The organism is Streptomyces sp. NPDC053431, assembly GCF_044544925.1.
Classification (GTDB): Bacteria; Actinomycetota; Actinomycetes; order Streptomycetales; family Streptomycetaceae; genus Streptomyces.
Window position 1 is genome coordinate 529617 of the sequence record NZ_JBITXX010000002.1, and the last position, 15029, is coordinate 544645.

The 15029-nt window shown below is 69.1% G+C and carries 16 protein-coding genes and 2 tRNA genes; 10 read left to right on the forward strand and 8 right to left on the reverse strand.

The window, feature by feature from the left end; genetic code table 11:
• The first annotated feature begins 60 nt into the window (after window positions 1-60).
• The 4 genes from ACIGXE_RS08370 to ACIGXE_RS08385 all read left to right on the forward strand — a co-directional run bounded on the left by ACIGXE_RS08370 (window position 61) and on the right by ACIGXE_RS08385 (window position 2174).
• Window positions 61-1074 carry a lysostaphin resistance A-like protein gene (locus ACIGXE_RS08370; protein WP_399744787.1) on the forward strand — a complete coding sequence of 338 codons (1014 nt, stop codon included), beginning with the start codon at window positions 61-63 and terminating at the stop codon, window positions 1072-1074.
• A gap of 230 nt (window positions 1075-1304) precedes the next feature.
• Window positions 1305-1505, forward strand: coding sequence for a cold-shock protein (locus ACIGXE_RS08375; protein WP_399744789.1), 201 nt, complete (start codon window positions 1305-1307; stop codon window positions 1503-1505).
• A gap of 57 nt (window positions 1506-1562) precedes the next feature.
• Window positions 1563-1635: transfer RNA gene (locus tag ACIGXE_RS08380), tRNA-Met, on the forward strand.
• A 221-nt stretch (window positions 1636-1856) separates the two neighbouring features.
• On the forward strand, window positions 1857-2174 hold the full coding sequence (locus ACIGXE_RS08385) for a hypothetical protein (protein ID WP_399744791.1): 318 nt from the start codon (window positions 1857-1859) through the stop codon (window positions 2172-2174).
• Window positions 2175-2196: 22 nt separating this feature from the next.
• Here the strand turns inward: ACIGXE_RS08385 and ACIGXE_RS08390 are convergent, their stop codons facing one another.
• Complete coding sequence (locus tag ACIGXE_RS08390) at window positions 2197-3480, reverse strand: DUF2716 domain-containing protein (RefSeq protein WP_399744793.1); 1284 nt, start codon at window positions 3478-3480, stop codon at window positions 2197-2199.
• Window positions 3481-3684: 204 nt separating this feature from the next.
• Between ACIGXE_RS08390 and ACIGXE_RS08395 the strand changes: the two genes are divergently transcribed.
• A tRNA-Arg gene (locus ACIGXE_RS08395) sits at window positions 3685-3803 on the forward strand.
• Between the two features lie 90 nt (window positions 3804-3893).
• Entirely contained in the window at window positions 3894-4829 is a 936-nt protein-coding gene (locus ACIGXE_RS08400) for a phosphotransferase enzyme family protein (RefSeq protein WP_399744795.1), read from the forward strand.
• 75 nt (window positions 4830-4904) lie between these two features.
• Here the strand turns inward: ACIGXE_RS08400 and ACIGXE_RS08405 are convergent, their stop codons facing one another.
• A complete protein-coding gene (locus ACIGXE_RS08405; protein WP_399744797.1) occupies window positions 4905-5474 on the reverse strand; it encodes a class I SAM-dependent methyltransferase in 570 nt (189 codons plus the stop codon).
• Between the two features lie 401 nt (window positions 5475-5875).
• Between ACIGXE_RS08405 and ACIGXE_RS08410 the strand changes: the two genes are divergently transcribed.
• The 3 genes from ACIGXE_RS08410 to ACIGXE_RS08420 all read left to right on the forward strand — a co-directional run bounded on the left by ACIGXE_RS08410 (window position 5876) and on the right by ACIGXE_RS08420 (window position 7666).
• The gene (locus ACIGXE_RS08410; protein ID WP_399744799.1) at window positions 5876-6109 is read left to right on the forward strand and encodes a hypothetical protein; all 234 of its coding nucleotides are present in this window, start codon (window positions 5876-5878) and stop codon (window positions 6107-6109) included.
• A gap of 262 nt (window positions 6110-6371) precedes the next feature.
• Window positions 6372-6890, forward strand: a complete 519-nt coding sequence (locus ACIGXE_RS08415) for a hypothetical protein (RefSeq protein WP_399744801.1) — start codon at window positions 6372-6374, stop codon at window positions 6888-6890.
• A gap of 62 nt (window positions 6891-6952) precedes the next feature.
• Window positions 6953-7666, forward strand: a complete 714-nt coding sequence (locus ACIGXE_RS08420; protein WP_399744803.1) for an alpha/beta fold hydrolase — start codon at window positions 6953-6955, stop codon at window positions 7664-7666.
• Window positions 7667-7908: 242 nt separating this feature from the next.
• Here the strand turns inward: ACIGXE_RS08420 and ACIGXE_RS08425 are convergent, their stop codons facing one another.
• From ACIGXE_RS08425 to ACIGXE_RS08445, 5 genes are all read right to left on the reverse strand, one after another.
• On the reverse strand, window positions 7909-8532 hold the full coding sequence (locus ACIGXE_RS08425; RefSeq protein ID WP_399744805.1) for a hypothetical protein: 624 nt from the start codon (window positions 8530-8532) through the stop codon (window positions 7909-7911).
• Between the two features lie 180 nt (window positions 8533-8712).
• Complete coding sequence (locus tag ACIGXE_RS08430; RefSeq protein WP_399744807.1) at window positions 8713-10275, reverse strand: MFS transporter; 1563 nt, start codon at window positions 10273-10275, stop codon at window positions 8713-8715.
• A gap of 686 nt (window positions 10276-10961) precedes the next feature.
• Window positions 10962-11456, reverse strand: a complete 495-nt coding sequence (locus tag ACIGXE_RS08435; protein ID WP_399744808.1) for an alpha/beta fold hydrolase — start codon at window positions 11454-11456, stop codon at window positions 10962-10964.
• 487 nt (window positions 11457-11943) lie between these two features.
• A complete protein-coding gene (locus tag ACIGXE_RS08440) occupies window positions 11944-12441 on the reverse strand; it encodes a hypothetical protein (RefSeq protein WP_399744810.1) in 498 nt (165 codons plus the stop codon).
• A gap of 182 nt (window positions 12442-12623) precedes the next feature.
• Window positions 12624-12926 carry a hypothetical protein gene (locus ACIGXE_RS08445; RefSeq protein ID WP_399744812.1) on the reverse strand — a complete coding sequence of 101 codons (303 nt, stop codon included), beginning with the start codon at window positions 12924-12926 and terminating at the stop codon, window positions 12624-12626.
• Window positions 12927-13430: 504 nt separating this feature from the next.
• Between ACIGXE_RS08445 and ACIGXE_RS08450 the strand changes: the two genes are divergently transcribed.
• Window positions 13431-14114, forward strand: a complete 684-nt coding sequence (locus ACIGXE_RS08450) for an alpha/beta fold hydrolase (protein WP_399744814.1) — start codon at window positions 13431-13433, stop codon at window positions 14112-14114.
• Window positions 14115-14153: 39 nt separating this feature from the next.
• On the opposite strand, the gene ACIGXE_RS08455 is transcribed toward ACIGXE_RS08450, so the two are convergent.
• Complete coding sequence (locus tag ACIGXE_RS08455; protein ID WP_399744816.1) at window positions 14154-14999, reverse strand: hypothetical protein; 846 nt, start codon at window positions 14997-14999, stop codon at window positions 14154-14156.
• Window positions 15000-15029 lie beyond the last annotated feature (30 nt).

Genomic DNA, 15029 nt, shown 5'->3' on the forward strand with positions numbered 1-15029 from the left:
CAGACGTGGCCGGGCCGTCCGGGCGGTGTGACGCCTGGGTGGGCTACGCCCGCCGGAGCGGTGCCGTCGTACGAGGGTCACCCGTACGGGGTCCCCGCCCGGGCGTGGCCCTCTGCGGAGGAGCGGGCCGCCGCCCACGGCGTCGTCGCTGCGCCGACCGGGTCGCGGTACTCCGAGCAGGCGCGGAACGGGCGGCAGGGGGCCTGGCGGCGGCTCGGCGAGGTGCTGACGGTAGTCGGGCTGTTGGTCGTCGGGATGGTCGCCGTTCTCCTGCTCGGCATGACGGTCGCGGTCGTGTCGGGGCTCGAGTCGGCCCCTGACGGAGGAGAGCGCCTGCTGGCCGATCCGCTGGCCGACGACGCTTTCGCGCTGCTGTCGCTGGCGATCGGCATACCCGCGGTGATGCTGGGGGTGCGCTGGTGCGGCCGCCGACCGGCGGGGACGCTCGCCTCGGTGACGGGGCGGCTGCGGTGGCACTGGCTCGGGCTCTGCGCCGGTCCCGCGTTCGCCGTCATGGTTCTGAACATGGGCGGGCTGATGCTGTGGGACTGGCTCGCCAACGGGGACGAGAGCTTCGCCGGCGAAGCTCCAGGCGCGGGGCGGCTCGTGGCGGGCTTGGCCGTCTTCCTCCTGGTGGTGCCCTTCCAGGCCGCCGCGGAGGAGTTCGTGTTCCGGGGCTGGCTGCCTCAGTTCTTCGGCGGCTTCCTGCGTTCCCCCTGGCCGGGAGTGGCGGTGGCCTCGGTGCTGTTCGCGCTCGCCCACGGGTTCGGCGGATGGAGCGGGTTCCTGCTGCTGCTGTACTCCGCGCTCTGGTGGGGATGGCTCGTGGAACGTACGGGCGGCCTGGAGGCCGTCATCGCGGTGCACACCGCCAACAACGTGCTGTCGTTCGTCATCGCGCTGGTCCTGGGCCAGCTTGCGGACACCGGCACCGCCGCGGACGCGCCCTGGCAGGCGCTGGTGGCCGAGCTGGTGACGGCCCCGGCGTACTGCCTGCTGACGGCCCGGCTCGCCAAGAAGCGCGGTGTCGTCGCGCGACGACCGGAGCCGCCGGTCGGCGGAACCCAGGGCTGACCGGCCGCGTCCCGCCGGGACCCTCGAGACGACCGACGAATGCGCCTCTGCGCCACGCCGAGGACGCTGCCGAACGGCTGCCGGCGCAGGCCGAATCCGGCTCATGGACGAATGATCGAATAATGGCGCCTCGGATGGGGTAGAACGGACGCCGGACGTCTTCCCGCAGCGGGGAGAGTCCACCACCGACCCCTGCCGGCCCGCCCGGCATGAACTGAAGGACACGCAGTATGGCCAGCGGTACCGTGAAGTGGTTCAACGCCGAGAAGGGCTTCGGCTTCATCGCCCAGGACGGCGGACCGGACGTCTTCGCCCACTACTCCAACATCTCGGGCACCGGATACCGGGAGCTGGTCGAGGGAGAGACGGTCACCTTCGACGTCACCCAGGGCCAGAAGGGCCCGCAGGCCGAGAACATCGTTCGCGGCTGACCCGCCACGAAATGCTCCGCACCTCGCGTCGTTCGCCGTCCAAGGTGACGTCACCGAGGCGGGGCGGAGCAGCTCGGTAGCCCGCTGGGCTCATGACCCGGAGGTCGCGGGTTCACATCCCGCCCCGCTACTGAAGACGTGGGCCCGGCGGCGCAGCCGGGCCCACGTCGCCTTTTCGCGGCCACCGGCCCCACAGGAGCTCACGTAGCGGTGGCTCTTCCGTCTCTCTGGTACCTCCCACCGAGTGAACGCGACGATCTCGGTATGAGCTCAGCAGAAGACGCAGAAGACGCAGGGGGCGCAGTGGGCGCAGAGGGCGCAGTGGACCTGTCTTCCCCTCAGCGGGCGTTCATGCTCAACGCAGCCGAGATCGACATCCTCCCGGGCGTACGCGGCGACCTGGCGGAGCCGTACAAGGGCGCTTCCGGTACGGAACTGGCAGACGTCCTGCTTCCCCTCGTCGACAGGGGGTGGATCGACGTCTGCCGCGTCGTCCCCTGGACCGCGCCTGACGGGAGCACCGGCTTCCAGCCCGGAAGTCCCCTCGCGCGCGAGGAATTGCCTTCGCTCCTGGCCGATGACGGCAACTGGCGGTATCCGGACGACGGCGACTGGATCGGCTGCCTCACCCTCACCCTGACCGCCGAAGGGCGAGAGATCCCCTGGTAGCCCGGCGGCGGTCAAGCAGGCCCTAATCCTCCCGACGCCGGAGGGGCTCACCGAGCAGGGCGGTGAGCTGCTTCTCCACAGCGGCGAGCAGGTCCTGGCCCCAGACGCAGAACGTGTGCTCCCAGGGATGTCCGAACGTGCCGAAGCGCAGGTCGGGGTGGACGTTGAGGTAGTAGTCGCCGTCCGGATAGGCCGCACCCGGCCATCGCGGGCTGCCGGCCCGTCCCACCCGGTGGGGGTCGAAGACGTAACCCGTGTGCTGCCAGTCGAGGAAGCCCAGCAGCCCGCCGGGCGGGGTGAGGTCCGTCAGCGCATCGCGGATGATCGCTTCGAAGGCATCCAGGAGATCCTCCTCCTTCTCACTGCCGGCGTCGTCGAGAGCGTCGAGTGACCACGTGGCCGAAGGAACGGGCTCGTCGATCCCGGGGAATCTCTCCACGCTGGGCCGGAAGCCGAACTCGCCGTACAGCCGGTCCCACAGCCCGCCCCACTGGTCCCCGTCATGGATCTCCCGTACGGGCCGGGTCCCGGCCGGTACCCCGGCGGGGGCCCACCGGTAGGTACGGACCGTGGTGAGCTCCACGAAGCCGGCCGTGGACAGCGCGGTGCGCAGTTCTCCCGCGGCCTCGGCGATGCAGTACCGCGCCTCGTGCCCCAGCAGGTAGGCCTTCTTCGCCAGTGTGGCGAAGCCTGCGACGAGTTCGGGGTACGGCCCGGTCAGCCCGCCGATGACGACGAAGTCCGAGTCCGCGAAGCGTCCGGCCCACCCGGCGGCGAGCACTCCTCCGCTGCCGGGCAGGATCACCGTCTCCCCACGACCGCCCTGGCCGTACGCGGCCCACCCGTCGGCCTCCACCTCGGCCAGCGGCCTCGCGTGCGGGCCGCTCGCGGCAGCCAGCTCCCGTACCTGAGCATTCGGGGCACCCGCCCGTACGCGGCCCTCACGCCGTCCCCGCCGCATCGCCGCGAACTCCGACACCAGCAGCGACCGCTCGGCGTCCGGCGTGAACCCGGCCGCCGCCAACTCCGCGGCCAGCTCCGAAGGGTCGGCGCCGTACACCTTCCACTGGACCGGCTCGTCGCGCGCGGCGAACGCCGCCTGCTGGCGTCGTACGAGCTCGGCGAGCTCACCGCGGCCCATGTGCGTGAGCGGCCGGTGATCGACTGTGCCGTGCGTGCCGTAGTGGGTCCGTACGACGGGTCCCTCCCGCTCGACCACCGCACCCGTCGGCGGGTATGCGGGGACCCGCCCACGCTCCTGCGCCACGAAGGCGCCCCACACCCTGGCCTGCTCCAACCGGTCCATGATCGGAAAGACTAGCGCCGTCCGTCATCGTGCCCCGGAGAACCGTCCGCGGGTGACGTCACCACCCCTTGGCGCGGCACCCCTGACTGAGTCGAGGACGCGTACCGGCGCCTGGCCGCCCGGCAGTCGGTAAAAGGCTCGCCGCGCAGAGGATGGTCCTCTACCTTGAGCCGGAGCGGGACGGCGCGCGTTCTCGCAGGCTGCGGTGCCGTGGCAGAGCGGCCCATTGCGATCGACGTGGGCGAGGTCCCGCCCACGGCGACTGACGGGGACGGGGCGGGCCTGCCCCTACCCGTCCGCGGGTTCGAATCCCGTCGGCACCGCAGCCGACCTGCCGGGTGGTCCACGACAAGGCCCGTGCAGCCGGCCAATTCGCGTGCTGTTCCAGGTGGGGCCTGGGTAGCGTCCTGCGGATGACGAGCGAAGACGTGGTGCAAGATCATCCCCATCGGCGGATCGTCCGGATAGGCGACACCATCCGCAGGCCGGTCCAGCCGTGGACGGAGACGGTCCATGCGCTGCTGCGGCACCTGGAATCGGTGGGCTTCCCCTGTGCACCCCGCGCGCTGGGCTTCGACACCGAGGGCCGAGAGGTCCTGAGCTACGTGGAGGGGGAGGCCGGGCCGGCGGGCTGGGCGAAGGTCGCGGACGACCGTGGGCTGGCGGCCTTCGCCCGGCTGCTGCGGGACTACCACGACGCGACGGAAGACTTCTCGCCGCCGGACGGAGCGGTGTGGGCCGTCGCTACGGAGGAGGCGCCGGCCCCTGGCGAGGCGCGGGCCCGCGGTGCGATGCGAATCCTCGGTGAGGAGCGGGCCTCTGGTGAGGTCCGGGCCCCCGGTGAAGCGCGGGCCCTCGGTGAGGTGCAAGCCCCCGGTGTAATGCGTGCTCGTGGCGAGGTGCGGGCCCCCGGCCAGGTGGTCTGTCACGGAGACTTCGGCCCGTGGAACGTGGTGTGGCAAGGCTCGCGGCCTGTCGGGATCATCGACTTCGACTTCGCCCACCCGGCCGCGCGCATCGACGACGTGGCCTACGCGCTCGAATACGTCGCCCCGTTCCGCGACGACGCCGAATGCCTGCGGTGGCTGAGCTTCCCCACCCCGCCGGACCGCCGTCGGCGCCTGGAGCTGTTCTGCGACGCCTACGGCCTGTCCTCGGCGACCGGCACGTTCGACGCGGTCGTGGCCAGGCAGGAACGGAACATCGCTCTCGTCCGTCGGCTGGCCGGTCAAGGCCATGAGCCCCAGGCCTCCTGGGTCGCCGAGGGCATCCTGGAGAACCTAGAAAGCCGAGTGGCTTGGAGCCGTTCGCACCGACATCTCTTCGAGAAATCGCCCCGGTCGGACTGACTGACGCCAAGCACCGCCATCCGCAAAGGAAGGCGCAAAGGAGCGGCCTTCTCGGCGAACAGGTGGCGGCGGGGGTTACGGGGATCGCAGGATGAGGTGGTCCAGCCAGCCCAGCTCCCATCTGTCGACGCGCCAGCCCCGGCAGAGGTCGGTGATGCGGGCGGCCGGGAGGGCGCTGGAGCGGCGACCGGCGGGAAGGGTCTCGCGTTCGAGTACGGGGAGCACGAGGTAGACCAGACCGCCGGGCCGGAGCAGCCCGCGCGCCATGTCGAGGATCTGTTTTTTGCCGGTGAGGAACTGGAACGAGAGCCGGAAGGAGACGACGTCCATGCTCGCCGGGGCGATGCCCGGCGGGGGGCCGTCCTGGATGTCGTGCTGCATCCACCGGGGGCCGAGAGCGGAGGAGCGGGCGCGAGCCTTGAGGAGGGCCGCGGCGGAGACCTCCACACCGGTCACGTCGTACCCCAGCGAGTGGAGGCAACGGGCCAACTGGCCGGTGCCACAGCCGACATCCAGTGCCTTCTGACCTGGCTGCGGTCCGGCGTAGCGGGTGAACATGCTGATCTCGGCGTCACAGACCTGCCGCCAGTCGCGCCCTTCGTCGTAGACCGGGTCCCAGTACTCAGCGGTGTTCCTGTCGCTCACGTCGGTCCTTTCCGCGCCGCTGGGGAAGCCGCGTCGGCGGCCTCCGGCTCGATGGTGATGCCCGTGCCACGGGCACAGGGTTTCCTTCTCCGTGGGTGATACCCGTCAGCTCGACGGCGTGTGCGGCGTGTACGGCGTCTTCGGCCTGGGTACCGGCGACTTGGGGGCACGGGGCGGGCGGAGACGTACCCGAGGGCGTCCACAGACGGCGACCCGAGATGGACGTGCCCGAGCGCGTCGGGCGACCCCAGCGCTTCGGGCGGCCCAGCGGGCCGGAGTGAGAACGCGGGCTTTGGATCCGGCATCCGGGCCACGGCCTTGCAGGAAAAGTGCGATGTTGGATCGGCGGCGGCCTCGACCGGGTCGCCCGGCGAGAGAGGGGGGAAGCCATGGAACCGCTGATGGACCCTGCGATCCAGAAGGCGCTGGAGGAGCAGGAGGCCGTCGCCCGGAAGATGGGGGAGCTGCTGAGCGGCCTGGGCAGCGATGCCAGTTGGACCGGCGGTGGGCCGGGTGGGGGGTGGCAGATGCGGCCGGAGACGCAGGAGGCGCTGATGCAGGCGATGGCGGAGAAGGCGGCGGCCGGCCAACGGCTGTCGGAGGAGCTGATGCGTCGGGCCCGCGAGGGCAAGTAGCACCGTCCCCGGGGCCGGCGCCCGGTCCCGGGGGACACACGAGGTGGCAGCGGCGATGCACAAGACTATCCCCGCGACGGTCAGCGGCCTCGGTCGAGCCGGCTACGCCGCTGCCGCCGCGCTCCTGGTGCAGCGGGCGTAACGTCCCGATGGCCTCGCATCCACGGCGGCGGTCACCGGCCTCGGCGCCGGGAAATGCCTCCCGCGCCGAGGAACGGGCCCCACCTGCGGTGATGTCGTACTCCGCGCCTATGCTGCTGCGATGACGTCTTACGAAGGCACACATCCCACCGTTCTCGTCCGGGTGGGCGATCGCCACGCCGAGATCGACGAACAGCTCGCACCGGCGATCCAGGCGATCTGGGAGTGTGGCATCGACACGTTCACCTGCTGCCAGGACCTGGCCGAGAGCAACGCGGACTGGCCGACGAAGTTGCCCCACATGGCCGAGTGGGTGGAGTCCCGCCGCGGCTGGATGCTCATCGACTTCGCGGTCGACAGCGGACTCGCCTTCCTGACGGCCGTAGCCAATGCCGGACCGCGAGACGCCTTCTATGTGCGGATGACTCACTGGGCCGCCCCCGACGCGTGGGACGTGCAGGTCAAGCCGATGGACGCGGCGATGTTCCGGGATGACCAACCGTCGGACTTCGGCCTGCGCCTCCTGCAGGTCAGTTTCCCCGCCTACGACCTGCCGGAACTGACCCGACGTCTCCGCGAACACGCCGCAGGCCGCACGGTGCCGCCTGCCCCCGCAGACTGGAGCAGCGTGGGCCGCTAGGGCGGGCGTGTATCGAAAATACTTTCTAGATAATCGTCAGGCTGCCCGACTACGGTGCGCGCATGGTGAATTTCGTGCTGGTCGCAGGTGCACGGCTCGGGGCGTGGGCGTGGGGCGAGGTGGTGCCGTATCTGCGTGCGGCTGGCCACGGCGTCTATCCGTTGACGCTGTCCGGTCTTGCTGACAAGCGGGGTGTGCCGGCGGGGCAAGCGACTCACGTCCAGGACATCGTTGCAGAGGTAGAACGCCAGGGTTTGCGTGACGTGGTCCTGGTGGGTCACAGCTACTCGGGCATCCCGGTCGGTCAGGCCGCGGAGCGGATCGGTGACCGACTGGCCCGTGTGGTATTCGTCGACTCAAGCGTTCCAACTGACGGCAAGTCCTTTGTCTCCGCCTGGCCGGACGGCGGGGCGGCAGTGACGGCCTCGATCGCCGAGAACGGAGGGTTTTGGCCGCTCGCGCCAGCTGCTCACTTTGACGGCGAAGGTCTCACCGATGAGCAGATCGCACGCCTCGTGCGCGGCTCGACGCCTCACCCAGGTGCCACGCTGACCGAGCCCGCTGTGCTGGCGGGGCCGCTCGGTGAACTTCCGGCGACATACATCCTGTGCGTGATGCCGGGGGCCGAGCCCGACGACGCCGAGCCCGACGAAGATGTGGCCGAGCTGCTGAACAGCAAGCACTGGCGGTTGGTCAAGATGGACACCGGCCATTGGCCGATGTTCTCCCAGCCACGCGAGTTGGCGCAGATTCTCCTCAATGCGGCCGGGGAGTGAGAGCACCTCCATTGCCGGCGGGCTCGTTTTGGACGCGCTTGACGGGGGCTGGTCACAGCCATTCGGCGATGGCCGCTTTGAGGACGGGCGCCTCGTAGCGGACCGCTAGCTTGTCGTATCGCGTGGCGGCGGCGCGGTACCTCTTCAAACGGTTGCTCCCACACTCGACCGCGTGGCGCTCACGGTCGTCGATACAGGCCCCAGCGCTGTGACCGGAAACGTTCGCCGGTTTGCCGCGCGTCTCAGTTGCCGCTCAGCGGAGATGCCCACGCGGGATCGTGTCGGGATCTCCTCGCGAGGTGAGTCAGCAGGTGATCCGCCGCGATGGAGGCGGTGTCTTGTGGCGCACCGACTGCGGTCAGGCTGCTGACAAGCCTTGCTGATGCTGTTTCCGGCATGTCCAGGTCGGTGAGGAGGGGAAGCAGCAGCAGGAGTCGGGTGGCCGTGTCCTGCGCGCCTTCGGCCGCAGGGGATGGGTTGTCGGCGATCCCTGTCAGTTCGGTCCATGTCAGCCCCGTTCCCGAGAAGTCGCCGTCCCAGCTGGCGATCTGCTCGACGGAGCTGCTGCCTGGATGGGTGAGGAAGTAGTCGGTGCCGTAGTCGCCATCCAGATTGCGGTAGATGACCACCGCGCCGAGGCCGCTCTCTGTCGGCACCCGGAACACCGGCCAGCGTTCGGGATCGAAGAGGACCTCGGACATGGCATCGGCATCGGCGCCGTCCTCACCGAACCACTCCGGCACCGGGCGCTCGTCACACGCACCGTCGCTACACATCGCCAAGAGGTAGTTCGACCAGAAGCCCGGGTGGACCGACAGCGGCTCGCCCGGCACCAACGGGCCGAGGTCGTATCCCTTGATCAGCACCTCTCGATCCTGTCACCAACCACCGACACGGTCCGATCCGGGATCTGCAAGGGGCGCCGCCCGGTTACGGAACAGCCCGACAGGGGCGGCTGTGGAAGGTGATATGTGGCGCTGCCTCGCGGCGGCCTGAGCCTGGGTTCTGCAGCCGGCTTCTCCAGCCAGGGTTCTGCCGTCACACTCTCAGACGGAGCTGCGGGCTTCCTCGTAGTCCGGCTGCGGTGTAGGACGCTTCTTCTTTCGGACAGCAGGCAAGGTGATCAGTAGCACAGCCGCTCCGAGGAGTGCGATGACCGCGATCCAGGCCGCGCCCACGTGCATCGCGTGAAGAAAGGCGTGATCAGCAGCCTGAGCGAGAGCGGGCCGGTGGAGAGTGGTGGCGACGTGGCGAGCCTGTTCGGCGGACACTCGCGCCTGTTCCTGCACCGGACCGGGTGCACCCTCCAGCGAAGGTTCGATCGCACGTCGGTACGTGATCGACATGATCGTGCCGCCTACGGCGATTCCGATCACACTGCCGGTTTGCCGCACGGTGTTGGTGACGGCCGATCCTGCACCGGCCTGTTCCAACGGCAGCTTGCTGATCAATGCGGCCGTGACGGGGCCGATCACCATGCCGATCGAGAGGCCTTGTACCAACAAAAGGATCTCGATCCAGACGAGCGGAGTGTGGAGTCCGAGGAAGCCGTACCCGCCCATGGTCAGCGCAGCCAGGGACAGCGCGGGCACCGTGACGAGCCGTAGGGACAGGCGGCGAACCAGGCGTGAGGCTAGGGGTGCCCCCGCCAGCGCGCCGAATGCGGTCGGGATATTGGCCAAGCCCGCCTTCATCGGCGAAAATCCCAGCGCGCCTTGCAGGTAGAAGGCGTTGTAGAAGGTGATGGCGGCCACTCCGAAGAGCAGCAATCCAAGCGCCGCATTGCCGCCACCGAATGTGCGTTGCGCGAGCAGTCGCGGGTCAAAGCTCGGCGCCTTGACGCGCAGTTCGACGATGACGAAGACGGCCAACAGAACCAGACCGGCGACGATCGGCGCCCAGACGTCGGTGCGACTCCACGCAGCCACCTGCCCCGCCCGGATCAGCCCGTAGGCCAATGCCACGAGCCCGCTGATCGACAGCAACATTCCGGCGGGGTCCACCGGCCGCGGAGTGGGGCTGCGGAAATCCGGAACCAGCAGGATGAGTGAGACCAATGCCAATGCCGCGACCGGGACATTGATCAGGAATACCGAGCCCCACCAGAAACGATCGAGCAGGAACCCCGCCAGCACCGGGCCGACAGCCATTCCGACACCGGCCGACGTCGAGAAAATTCCGATCGCGGCAGCACGGGCGGGGCCGGTAAAGGTCCACATGAGGATGGCCATGTTGGCGGGCGTGATCAGTGCGCTGCCCACCCCCATAGCAGCTCGAGCCGCGATCAGCTGGCCCGCATCGCCTGTGTACGCCGCCCACAGCGAGGACCCGGCGAAGATCACCAGCCCACTGGAAAACACGGTCCGGTGACCGAACCGATCGCCCAATGAGCCTGCGGTGAACATCAATGTGGCGAAGGCCAGGGTGTACGCACCGGTCGCCCATTGCAGCTGACCCGGATTGGCCCCCAGTCCCCGTACCGGGTCTGCGAGGGTCTCCAGCGTGGTACTCAGGACGGTGTTTTCTAGCCAAATGAGCAGCGAACACAACATGAGAACGGCGAGAATCAACTGCTGCCTGGACTTCGGCAACGTCAAAGGCTCGGTCATGAACACCTTCGGGTATCGATCGGCGGGAAGCTGAACGCCTGGACAATAAGCAAACTCCACGACGCCGTCAAGCTTGGATTTTCCTCTCAAGACTGTTGCGGCCGAACGGAATTCATGCCCTCTGTCGAATTTGCGGAACGAACAATTTTGTGCCCTCCGGTGATTTACGAGTCGAATTACCTCACCTCCAGAGGGTTGCGGCCGAGCGGATTTCATGCCTTCCGGCCGTCGAGTCGACATTCCCGACCGCCAACCTGTGGACCGAAGTCACCCGCGGCGCCGCCAGCCCGGCCGCAGCTCTGGCGATGGTGTGTTGAAGCTCGTCGAGTCCGCCCAGGCCCGATGGTGTGCGATCAACGGAGCCCATGAGGCCATCTGGTTCCCCCTGGTCCCCGCGGGCGCCAGGGTCGAAAAAGGTCTCCGCGTCGAGCGGGCTGCGTCTCAGGCCGCCGACGTCGAGGGCAAGCCTGTGGCGGAGGCTGCGGACGGGGATGGGGAGGAAGGCCGACGGCGGCGATCTGCTTCGAGCTCGTGGTGAACTTCGGAGAGGGCATCAAGGCGGCCCAGGCTGCCGCCCTGACTGCCCTCAGGCCATCTGTGCTCGGCACCCGGGCCGGTGCTGCGGTCCGTTCTCCACCGAGAACCGGAAGGGCCCCGAAGGGGAATGGCGTGCCGGCCCGCCGTCCTCAGCTCGCATGCTCGAGAGCCGCTGCGATGACCTCGGCGGTCTTCTGAGGCGCCTCGTCCGGCAGGAAGAAGACCGCACCGGGGATCGTGACCACGGTGACGTGGGGAGCGGACTCAAGGGTGGCGCGCTCTGCAGGGGTGAGGCCGCCGTCCCCCTTCTCTGCGTGGACGACCCACGCCGGGTTGCCCGACGCGGCGAGTTCGGCGGCCGGATCCCGGGCCGCGGCGATGTGGTCGAGGTACTCCCCGGTGACACGGACGGCGTCAGCGGCTCTGTTCTGCTTGAGGTCCTCGATCAGTTCTTTCTTGTGCGTGCGGGACGTCTTGGCGGACTTTGCCATGAGCGGCAGGAGCCGCAGCAGCATCGCCATCGGCCAGCTGCCGACCTTCTGCGAGGCGCGCACGACGGCGCGGAAGAACCTGGCCTCATCGGCAGTCGTCATGCTGATGCCCAGGAGGACGACCGGGCCCTTGAACTGCCCTGACAACACCATCTCCAGAGCCACCGTCGCCCCGTGCGAAAAGCCCACGACCACGTCGCAGCCGTGCCGTGTACGTTCGCCAGCTCACCGGCGCGACGGGCAAGTGCAGGGATGGTCACGTCTTCTGACAGCGGTGCGCCGGCGTTACCTGGCAGGGTCGTGGCCACCAGGCGGACGTGGGACAGCGCCGGATCGGCCATGACCAGGTCATACGACCTCGCTGCACAGGCCCCGCCCGGCAAGAGTAGAACCGATCGCCGCGCATCGGCCGGCCCGGCGACCAGAGTTTCCCAGGGCTCCCTCATAGCCGCCTCCGAAACGCTCTATATCTACGCAATAGATTACATAAGGGTTCGACATCGCGGCCCCAGAGGAGGGCGGCGGTGACGGCGCAGCAGGCCGTGGTGCGGATGGTGCAGCCGTCCTCGCCGTACGGCTCGGAGCGCGCGAGTGACATGACCTCCGTGGGGCAGGGGCCGGTTCGTTCCACGGCTGATGGTCAGGGCTGGTTCGCGATCTGTCGGCCGAGCTGTTCGAGGAACTCCTGCAAGCTGGACGCGGCGACCTCGAAGTCATCGAACCAGGAGGCCGTGGTGGACTTCCAGACGTGTCCGCTGTCTCCGATCGCGAACAGATGGCCGCCGCCGTCGCTGGCGAAGACCAGTGCGATCGATTCGCCGTTGATGGGAGCGGGGCCGTACTCGCGGAAGTGTTCCGCCACCGTTGCTGGTGAGTGGATGAAGTACCCGCTGTCGACGTCGGGCAGGGAAGCCTCGCTGATCACCCAGTAGAGCGTGGTCAGGTCGGAGGGGATCGGCGTCAGGTCCACGAGCGCGCCTGTCGCCTGGTGGCTGTCGTCGGTGGCGAGCATCACGGCGTTGTGTCCGGGCGGGAAGCCGTGCGTCGGGAGGAAGGACATCATCATCTTCGTCAGCGCCGCGTCGGCCTGTTCCCGCCAGGACCGGACCCACTCCGCGTCAAGCCGCTCACCAGGCACGTTTCCCCCTCGAATACGCGTGGGACCCGCAGGCGCGAGCCCGTAAGAACATATCGGAGGGGTCAGCAAGGGACGCGGTGCGAGCGCGCTCTTCCTGCCTGGCGCTCCTTGACGAACCGGACCCCGCGGAGGCTGCTGCGGGGGTCCTGGGCGGCTCGTGCGTGTGAGTGGCTCTGTGTCCGTCAGGACGCCGCGCCACTCACACCGGGGGCTACGAAACGCCGGTGCATCGGAAGGAACCGCGTATCCGGCCGGCCGGAGATGCCGGCCTTCTCGACCGCAGGCGCGAGGCGCTCGCCGAAGAACCGCTCGAAGTCGCTCTGCGACTCCCAGACATCGGTGACCTGCAGTACGTCCCCGTCGAACCACGCCACGTGCAGGAGGGCGCCGTCGGGCGCCCGCCCCTCCCAGTTGACGTCATCGCGCACCGCGTCGTACTGCTCGGGGGTGACCCCGGGCCAGCTGAGGGACAGGACAACAGCCATCGGAACGTACCTCTCTGTGCGAACGCCCGGCGACACCACGCGACCGGCCAGGGCCATCCTCGCGAGCCGGGTGCCGCTTCCGTGCCATCGCCACAGGGGCGTGCGACAGCATCGGCGGGTGTCACGGGGACAGGGTGCGCCCCCCCCGTGACGGACGCCCAGCCCCGGTCCTGCCCGCGCCTGTCTGCTCCTGTCGACCGCAGCCGAGCCGCAGCCGCAGCCGCAGCCCTGGCCGCAGCAGAGCTGCAGCCGCAGCTCTGCCCACAGACGAGCTGCAACCGCAGCCCTGCCCGCAGCCCCAGCCGCAGCCGCAGCCGCTGATGGGACCTGACCCGGCGTGTGCCTTCGTCGCCTGGGGCACAGCGTGGTGCCGGCAGGGGGGAGGGGGGGCGGTGCCGTTCGGGCAGGACCCGTTCGGGGCTCCTGGGCGTGTGTGGTCGGTGAGGGTGAGGTGGACTGAGGAGGCGAGACGTGCACTGGTTCTTCGAGTGGAGTTGAGGGTCGATGTCGCCGAGCAAGCCGAGTGTCGTGTTCGCCCACGGACTGTGGGCCGACGGCTCTTGTTACAGCAAGCTGATTCCCGTGCTTCAGCGGGAGGGCCACGAGGTGGTGTCCGCGCAGAATTCCTTGGACTCGCTGGAGGGAGACGTCGACGCCGTCCGGCGGGCGCTCGCGCGAGTCAGTGCGCCGGCCATTCTCGTCGGGCATTCCTGGGGCGGGTTCGTCATCACCGCCGCGGGGACCGACGAGCGGGTCGCCGGGCTCGTGTACATCGCCGCGCTGGCGCCGGATGCGGGGGAGACGGCTCAGGAGCTGATCGGCAGGTTCGACCCGCCGCCGCTGTTCGCGCACCTCGAAGAGGAGGACGGGCGGATCTGGATCGCCCGCGACGGCATCTCCGACTTCTGCGGTGACCTGTCCGAGGCGGACCAGCAGCTGGTGTGGGCGACCCAGACCTCTGCGAGCAGCCAGGTCCTGGGGGCTTCGACCGATGCCCCGGCCTGGAAGTCCAAGCCGAGTTGGTACGTGGTCGCGGGCCAGGACCACGCGGTGGTGCCCGCCCATCAGCGTTTCGCGGCCGATCGGATGGGCGCCACTACCGTCGAGACCGACTCCGCCCACGTGGTGATGCTTTCGCAGCCCGAGGTGGTGCTCGACGTCATCAGGAGCGCTGCGGCTTCGGTCTGACGCCCAGACCGCTGCCCGACAACCCCCGGCGACTTGCCGTCAGCCTCTGCGGACCTCGTGCGGTGCGTGGCTGTAGTGGGGGTGGCCGCGTTCGAGGGCCACGAAGGTCAGGCGTGGGTTGTCGAGCAGCGGGGAGAGGTCGCCGTCGGTCACCTTCGTCGAGCCCGAGAGGATCACCTCGCGGAGGGTCGGGTGGGTTGCGATCGGGGCGAGGGTGGTGAGGTCGCCGGTGTTCTCCAGTTCCAGGCGGCGCAGGCGGGGAAGGCCGGAGACGAAGGTGATCGTGTCGGTTTTCGCGGCCAGCAGGGAGACGTCCGTGAGGGCCACGGCGCCGGCCAGGAGGTCGGGGTGGGACAGCCGGCCGTCGTAGAGGCGGAGTTCTTCGAGAGCCGGGAAGAGGGCGGCGCCCTCCATGCTCGTGACGTGCTTCCGGGGTGATTCGAGGCGGAGTTTCCGGAGGGCGGGTTTGAGGCCCAGGGCGGAAAGGGATTCTCCGGTCCAGTCGACGATGACGAGGTTTTCGACGGACGTCGGTGCGTGAATGCTGCGGGCGGCCGCCGGCCACGGGATTTCCAGTTCGCGGAGTTCCGTGAGGGCGGTCAGGTCCAGGTCTCGCGTCGCCGTCGTGGGCAGGTGCAGGCGTTCGAGGTTCGTGCACCGGGTCAGCGGAGTGAGGTCCTTGATGCCGTTCAGGACGCGAAGGCTGCGCAGTCCGGGGAGGTCCGGAAGAAAGGCGAGGTCGGGGCCGGCCTTGGGGCGCAGGGGTGCGCCGACGACCAGGCCGTCGCACGTTCCGTCCGCGAATCGCTCGGCGTACGCGGGGTCCCACGGCTCGTCGGTCACGAACATCTCGGACGGTCCGCCGCGACGTCGGGTGATCTTCATGCCGGCTACCCCGGGAGAGAAAGGGGGTGG